This window comes from Kitasatospora sp. NPDC017646, from assembly GCF_044329365.1.
Classification (GTDB): Bacteria; Actinomycetota; Actinomycetes; order Streptomycetales; family Streptomycetaceae; genus Kitasatospora.
Genome location: NZ_JBIRJC010000013.1, coordinates 45,482 through 52,589, shown reverse-complemented (window position 1 = coordinate 52,589; position 7,108 = coordinate 45,482). Strand labels below are relative to the sequence as shown.

Here is a 7,108-nt window from a genome sequence, read left to right as displayed (position 1 = left end):
TTTGTTTTATTAATTTATTTTTATTTTATTTGATAAAAATTTTTTCGCCCCAAAAAACGAATTATATGGCCCTTTTTTTCAGCTCTAATCCCGTGGGGCCGCGGCGGCCCGCGGCCCCCCCCCCCCCCCACGCCTCGGACACGGGCCCCTGACTACTCCTTGCGGAGCATCGCGTCGACCACCCGGGCGGCGGCCTTGCCGTCGTCCAGGTCGCAGTACGCCTCGCGGAACGCGGCCGCCTTGTTCGCGTGCTCGGCCGCGATCTCGTCCAGCCGGGCGAGTGCGTCGACCAGGTCCTCGGAGGTGGCCAGCAGCGGGCCGGGCGCCTCGGCCTCGAAGTTCAGGCTGAAACCGCGCAGGTTGTCGCGGTAGTGCTCCAGGTCGTGGGTGAAGAAGAGCATCGGCTTGCCGGTGCCGGCGAAGTCGAAGACGCTCGACGAGTAGTCCGTGACCAGCACGTCGGCGATCAGCAGCAGCTCCGCCATGTCGGGGTAGCTGCCGACGTCCCAGATGTAGCCGTTGCCGGCGCCCGGGATCTGACCGCACATCATGTTGTGCCGGCGCACCAGCAGCACCTGGTCGTCGCCGAGCGCGGCCCTGGCCGCCGCCAGGTCGATCCGCAGGTCGATCTGGTAGCCGCCGTTCGGCCGGCGCCGGTCCTCGCGCCAGGTCGGCGCGTACAGCACGACCTTCTTGCCCTCGGGCAGGCCGAGCCGCTCGCGGACCTGTTCGGCCGTCTTCTCCCGGTCGGCCGCGAACAGCAGGTCGTTCCGGGGCGAACCGCTCTCCAGGATCTCGCCCTGGTAATCGAAGGCGCGCCGCAGGACGGGGGCGGACCAGCTGTTGCCGGCCACCAGCAGGCTCCAGTTCGGGACCTCGCGGGTCAGGCTCTTGAGGTAGTTCGAGTCGGTGAACCAGACCTTCTCGAAGTCGAAGCCGATCTGCTTCAGCGGGCTGCCCTGCCAGGTCTGGACGACCACCTGGCCGGGCCGGCGGACGAAGAAGTCGGGCAGGTGGGTGCTGGTGACGATGTACTTGGCGGTCGCCAGCGCCTCGAACCACTCCGGGCTCCAGAGCCGCAGCGCCTGCGCGGTGCGGGGCAGGTCGGCCTGCATGTCGTCACTGCCCCAGAGGTGCTCCAGCGGCAGGCCGCGGCGGACCAGCTCCTCGTGGATCGCCTTCGGCGAGCCGGCGTAGACGCTGTTGTGCCCGGCGTTGTACAGCACCGTGTCGCGCACGGGCAGCCGGCGGGCGGCCGGGTAGTCGACGGTGCGCAGCTGGCGCTGGCGGTAGCCGGACCGCTCCTCGGGCAGCAGCGCCGCGTGCGACTCCAGCGAGAGGCAGTCGTGCAGGCGGCGCTCCAGCGCGATCCGCTTGCCGCGGGACTCCACCTCCACCGGCAGCGAGCCGAAGCAGTCCGGGGCGATCTGCACGTAGCCGTTGGGCAGCGCCCCGGCAGGCACGCCGACCGGACGGAAGAAGACCCGCCAGGTGCCGTGGGCGAGCGGGACCTGACCGGCGAAGGAGGCGGTCGGCACGGCGGGCAGCGCGGTGCGGAACCGGCCGTCCGAGATCTCCACCGGGTAGACGTGCTCCTCCTCGCGCCAGTGGTGCCGGACCACCAGTTCCCAGCGGTGCGCACCGGGCAGCGGGAACGAGCCGCTCAGCAGGAAGCCGTCGGCGCCGCGCGACGACACCTCGTCCACCACCGGCTGCAGCAGCTGGTCGGAGAACTGGAGGTGGCCGCTCGGGGAGGGCTTGGTGTAGATCGCCCGGCGCTGCTCGGCCGGCGCCTGCGGGTTCAGCGGCAGGTGCAGCTGCTCGGGCGCGTTGCGGTCGTCCCAGACCAGCGGGAGCACGGTGCCGTCGGCCAGCAGCAGCGCGCTGTCCCAGCGGTCGCGGACGCGTTCGGCGGCCACCGGGTCCAGCTCGGCCCAGGCCTCGCGGACGGCGGTCAGCTCGGCCACCTCGACGGACGAGGTGAACGGCTGCAGCGCGCCGACCGGCGAGCCCAGCTCCACCGGGAAGGTCAGCTCGCGGTCCGACTCGACGTGGGTGAGCCGCAGCCGGGCGCCGGCGAAGCTCGCGCCGGAGCGGGCCGCGCCGGAGACCTCCACCCGGTCGCCGTGCGCGGCCAGGCCGGTCACCCGGGCCTTGACGGTCTCCACCTGGAGGTAGACGAAGTTGTCCCGGACCCAGGGCACGATGCGCACGTCCGGCTCGACCCAGTGCAGCGGGATCGACTCGGCCGTGTCGCTCCAGCCCGCCGAGATCCGGCCCTTGTAGATGCCGCCCTTGCCCGCGCCGGCCACCAGGACGCGCCAGTGGCCGTCCTTCCACTGACCGCGGTGCTTGAGCTTCTTCGGGTCGAGGGAGACGGTGAAGCCCGACCAGTCGCAGCTGTACAGGTCGTGGTTGCAGCTCGCGGTGGCCTCGGGGCTGTACTGGGTCTTCATCGGCACCGCGATCACCCGGCGGCCCTTGGCCTCGCGCAGCACCAGGGTGCGGACCATGTCGTGCTTGTTCGCCGCGCCCAGCTGCTCCGGGTACGCGTGCCCGGTCAGCCGCAGCTTCCCGCCCACCCAGGCGCTCTCGTACAGCCGGCTGCGCATGACCAGCGAGTTGTCCAGCTTGAGCACGTTGGACGGCACGCTCTTGCGCCCGCCGCGCAGGAACGGGTAGTCGGCGTACGGCCGCAGCAGACCGCGGGCCTGCACGCCGCCACCGCTCTCGCCCTCGTACTTGATCTGCTCGACCAGCTCGTCCACCCGGTTCTGCAGGGTCAGGTGGTACTTCAGCCGCAGCGGCGCGCGCAGCTTGCGGACGTGCTCCTGGCCGATCGACCGGAGCAGCCGGCTGACGTGCTGGACGTAGGCGTCCCGGTAGTCCTTGTCGCCGTCCACGACGGACCAGAAGAACATCGGGATCTCCTCGACGAGGGTGTTCTCGTCGTAGGAGTGCAGGTACTCGGCGAAGCGCGGCTCGGTCTGCTTCTTCAGCCAGGCGCGGACCAGCTCGACCGAGGCGACCCGGTCGATCAGGCCCTTGGGGTTGGTGCGCATCTGGGTGATCGACATCTCGCCGACCTCGCGCTCCCGCCAGTGGTAGATCGGCTCGGAGAGCACGTCCACGCTCTTGGCGAGGTAGTGGTGCGGCACGCTGACCGGCGCGTCCTCGTACAGGATGCCCTCGGGGTAGAACAGGCCGGCGGCGTCGAAGAAGGAGCGGCGGTACACCTTGTTCCACGCGGTGCGGTCGGTGACCAGCGACGGGAGCTCGGTGATGTGGGTCTTGAGGCGGGTCTCCTTGAACGGCTTCGCGTGCCCGCCGGACTGGTAGTAGCCGACCGCGCGGAACCGCAGCACGTTGCCGGTGCAGAAGTCCGAGCCGGTCTCCTCCAGCGTGTTGATCATCAGCTCGTACGCGCTCGGCGGCATCGAGTCGTCGCTGTCCACGAAGCACAGGAACTCGGAGTCCGGGTCGATGTGCCGGATGCCGGTGTTGCGCGCCGCGCCGAGGCCCTTGTTCACCTGCCGGACCAGCCGGAACCGCGAGTCCTTCGCCGCGTAGGCCTCGGCGAGCGCCGCACTGTCGTCCTTCGAACCGTCGTCGACCATGACGCACTCGAAGTCCGTGAAGGTCTGGGCGGCGATCGAGTCGAGGCATTCGACGAGGTAACGCTCGACGTTGTAGATCGGAACGACGATGGAGAGGCGGGGAGCCATCGGCTACGCAGGCCTTTCTCGGGAGGAGCGTGGCAGCCCGCGAGGGGTCTGGCCGCACTTGGATCGGTGCGTACGTGCGCCCCGATCCTACCTTCCGGGGCTCGTCCCTCCCGGGGCCGACTACGCTGGCTCCGTGCCCCGCTTCAGTGTCATCGTCCCCGTGTACCAGGTCCAGGACTACCTCGCCGAGTGCCTCGAATCGGTCCTCGGCCAGGGCGGACCCGAGTTCGAACTGATCGCGGTGGACGACCGCTCCCCGGACGGCTGCGGCGCCGTGCTGGACGCGGCGGCCGCCGCCGATCCCCGGGTCCGGGTGCTCCACCTGCCGGAGAACGTCGGCCTCGGCCGCGCCCGCAACGCCGGCCTGGAGATCGCCACCGGCGACTACGTGGTCTTCCTCGACAGCGACGACACCCTCACCCCCGGCCTGCTGGAGGCCGTCGACGAGCGGCTCGCCGCCACCGGCGACCCGGACGTCCTGGTCTACGACTACGCCCGCACCTACGCCGACGGCCGGATCACCCGGGCCGCCGCAGGGCACGTCTTCGGCGCCGCCTCCCCGGAGGTCTTCGACCTCGCCGCCCGCCCCGACTTGCTCGACCTGCTCCAGGTCGTCTGGAACAAGGCCTACCGCCGCGGGTTCATCGCCGAACAGCGGCTGGAGTTCCCGGCCGGCTACTACGAGGACACCCCCTGGACGTACCCGGCGCTGCTCGCCGCCACGAGCATCACCCTGCTCGACCGGGTCGGCGTGCACTACCGCCAGCGCCAGGAGGGCGGCAACATCCTCGCCACCGCCAGCCGCAAGCACTTCGACGTGTTCGGCCAGTACGACCTGGTGTTCGCCTTCCTCGACCGCCGCCCCGACCTCGACGCCTGGCGCCCGGTCGTCTTCGGGAAGATGCTGCACCACCTCAACACCGTGGTCGCCAAGCCCGGCCGGGTCCCGCCCGGCGACCGCCGCGAGTACTTCCGCCGCGCCGCCGCGCACTGCGCCCGGCTGCGTCCGGCCGGCTACCGCCCGCCGGCCGGCGTGGACGGCGTGCGCACCGAACTGCTCGGCCACGGCCGCTACGCGGCGTACCAGGCCGTCCGGGCCCTCGCGAAGGCCCGTCGGCTCGTCAACCGGTGAGCCCGGCAGGAGTGCCGGACCGGGACCTGACGACCGTTCGGGGGACGGACCGGTATAACCGGTCGGGTGGACTTCCTGACCCGCCTTCCGGTCCTGGGCCCGCTCGTGGCCCGGGTGCTGCGCAGCCGCCCGTACCGGGTGTACGAGTACTTCACCGCCGCCCGTGGCAACCGGCTGGCCGGGGCCGTCACCTTCTTCGGCTTCCTCGCCCTGTTCCCGCTGCTCACGGTGGGCCTGGCGATCGCCGTCGCGACGCTGGACGGCAGCCAGGTGGACGACCTCCAGCACCGCATCTCCGACCAGCTGCCCGGTCTGTCGGACGCGCTCGACCTGCCCTCCCTGGTGGCCAACGCGGGCGCCCTCGGGCTGGTCAGCGGGGCCCTGCTGCTGATCTCCGGCCTCGGCTGGGTGGACACCATGCGCACCTCGATCCGGGACCTCTGGCAGCTGCCCGCGGAGGAGGGCAACGTGGTGCTGCGCAAGGCCTGGGACGTCGTGGTGCTGGCCGGCCTCGGCCTGGTGTCGCTGTTCTCGCTGGCCGCCTCGGCCACGGGCACCACGCTCGCCGGGCGGATCGCCGGCGCGATCGGGCTCGACAGCGGCTACCTGCTGACCGGGGTCGGCGTGCTGATCGCCATAGCGTGCGACATGCTGCTCTTCGCCTACCTGCTGGCGCCCTTCCCCGGCATCACCGGCCAGCGCCGCCGGGACCTCGTGCGCGGCGCGTTGATCGGGGCGGTCGGCTTCGAACTGCTGAAGCTGCTGCTCGCGTCCTACCTCGGCTCGGTCGCCGGGCGCAGTCTGTACGGCGCCTTCGCCACGCCGGTGGCACTGCTGCTGTGGATCAACTTCGTCAGCCGCCTGCTGATGTACTGCGTGGCCTGGACGGCGACCGCCGACCCGGAGGCCGCCCGCGAGCGGACCAGGGCGCACGGCCGGGCACTGCTGGCCGCAGCCGACGAGGGGTGGTGACTCGCCCGCTCGCCTCGGGGCGGGTGCTCGCCTCCGGGCCGGGGATCAGCACTCGAAGTGGCCCCAGCGGCGGCGGCGCGAGGACCGCCGCCGGACGAGCACCACGGCGCCCGCCGCGACCACGGTCCCGACCGCCACGGCCGACCAGCCGACCGGGCCGAGCCCGCCGTCCCCGGCCGACGTGGCGGCCGGCCCGGTCGCGGCGGTGGAGTCGTGCGGCGGCGGGGCGGGGGTGGCGGTGCCGCCGCCCGCCTGACCGGTCGGCTCCGCGTCGGCGGTCGGCTCCTCGTCGACCAGCCGGCCGACCGGCTTGACCTTGTCCGCCGCGGCGAAGCCCCAGTCCAGCAGCTCGGCAGTCTCGTCGTACACCCGCTGGTAGCTGGCCGGGTGCATCACCGTCACCAGCAGGGTGCGCCCGTTCCGCTGGGCGGCGCCGACGAAGGTCGAGCCCGCGTTGGTGGTGGTGCCGTTCTTCACCCCGATCAGGCCGGGGTACTTGCCCAGCAGCCGGTCGGTGTTGGCGATCCCGAAGCTGCCGCGCCGGCCGGTGTTCTTGTCGACGGCGCCCGGGAACATCGCTTCCCGGGTCGCGCAGTACGTCCGGAAGTCCGGGTTGCGCAGGCCGGAGCGGGCGAACAGCGACAGGTCGTAGGCCGAGGACACCTGGCCGTCCATGTCGTAGCCGTCCGGGGAGATCACCTTGGTGTCCCAGGCCTGTAGGGTCTCGGCCCGGGCCTGCATCTCGTTGACGGTCCGCCGGATGCCGCCGTTCATGAACGACAGGACGTGCACGGCGTCGTTGCCCGAGCTCAGGAACACCCCCCGCCACAGGTCCTCGACCCGGTAGTCCAGGTTCTCCTTGATGCCGACCAGGCTGCTGCCGGCGCCGATGTTCTGGATCTCCTCGTCGGCGACCCGGTGCACCGTGTTGCGGTCGAACTTCGGCAGCACGGTGTCCGCGAAGAGGATCTTCAGGGTGCTCGCCGGAGGCAGTCGCAGATGCGGGTTGTATGCCGCCAGGACCTCCCCCGAGGCGGCGTCGGAGACTATCCAGGACTGGCCGGTGAGGTCCCTCGGCAGGGCCGGGGCACCAGCCAGCGGGTTGACCTGGACCCCGGGGAGCCCGAGCCGCTCACCGCCGACCGCGGTCGACGGGGGCGGCACCTGCGGGGCCGCGATCGCCGCCGGGGCGACGAGCAGAACCGGGAGGGCCGCGGCGACCGCGGCGCACAGCTGCGCGAGGGTGTGACGGGATGTGAGCACGAGCTGACCGTACCCA

At 71.5% G+C, this 7,108-nt stretch carries 4 protein-coding genes; 2 read left to right on the top strand and 2 right to left on the bottom strand.

Annotated features, from left to right (window positions below; translation table 11 throughout):
* Nucleotides 1-152: 152 nt before the first annotated feature.
* Nucleotides 153-3,725, bottom strand: a complete 3,573-nt coding sequence (locus ACH4J0_RS21355) for a CDP-glycerol glycerophosphotransferase family protein (RefSeq protein WP_396242116.1) — start codon at nucleotides 3,723-3,725, stop codon at nucleotides 153-155.
* A 133-nt stretch (nucleotides 3,726-3,858) separates the two neighbouring features.
* On the opposite strand from ACH4J0_RS21355, the gene ACH4J0_RS21350 reads away from it, so the two are divergent.
* A complete protein-coding gene (locus tag ACH4J0_RS21350) occupies nucleotides 3,859-4,857 on the top strand; it encodes a glycosyltransferase family 2 protein (RefSeq protein ID WP_396242115.1) in 999 nt (332 codons plus the stop codon).
* Nucleotides 4,858-4,923: 66 nt separating this feature from the next.
* Entirely contained in the window at nucleotides 4,924-5,829 is a 906-nt protein-coding gene (locus ACH4J0_RS21345; protein ID WP_396242114.1) for a YihY/virulence factor BrkB family protein, read from the top strand.
* Nucleotides 5,830-5,874: 45 nt separating this feature from the next.
* Here ACH4J0_RS21345 and ACH4J0_RS21340 read toward each other — a convergent pair whose 3' ends face one another.
* Complete coding sequence (locus ACH4J0_RS21340; RefSeq protein ID WP_396242113.1) at nucleotides 5,875-7,092, bottom strand: D-alanyl-D-alanine carboxypeptidase family protein; 1,218 nt, start codon at nucleotides 7,090-7,092, stop codon at nucleotides 5,875-5,877.
* Between the last annotated feature and the right edge of the window lie 16 nt (nucleotides 7,093-7,108).

Coding starts and splice junctions, on each gene's coding strand:
- ACH4J0_RS21355 (WP_396242116.1), bottom strand. CDS start 3,725: ATGGCTCCCCGCCTCTCCATCGTCGTTCCGATCTACAACGTCGAGCGT.